A 567-nucleotide genomic window follows, 5' to 3' on the forward strand; every position below is an offset into this window, starting at 1 on the left:
ACCTCTGGTGAAGTGTTGGTTTCCAGCCTCATCGATGAACGATTTAGCCGTTCAGATCGACGTGCCATTGTTGAACAGATTCATCGCCAAGGTGAAGGCGTCTCTCTGGTAAATAAAACCAAAGGCTCGAGCCCTCTGTATTATTTATCGGCACCGATTTTTGATGGCCTTAACATCGCGGGTATTGTCGTCGTACAAATTAACTTGAGCCTTCTGACGGAACAAACCATCACCAGCCAAGACATTATTACACTGCAAAACCGCCATCAGCGTTTCTTCCTGTCGAGCAGTACCACTTACAACGCGGACTGGTTCAATGAGCCAAACCATGCAGTAGATGAGGAAACACAAAAGCTCTACGACAACACCGTGATCCATTTTTGGACGCTGGATCAGCAACGCTATTTTGCCCATACCGTTAAATTGGATGACCTCAATTGGTATGTCAGTTATCTCATCCCGACCAAGCCAGTTCAACAAGCCATTAATGTCATTGGTTGGAGTGTCGCTGCGTTTCTGTTATTGATCATTTTGTTGGTCATTATCGGTTTGCAACGGCACCAGAAA

1 pseudogene is annotated in these 567 nt (G+C 45.7%); it reads left to right on the top strand.

Annotated elements, in window-relative coordinates:
• Nucleotides 1–567: pseudogene (locus R7R24_RS29230) on the top strand (PAS domain-containing sensor histidine kinase); the annotation flags it as partial.

Source organism: Vibrio sp. 704 (assembly GCF_033339295.1).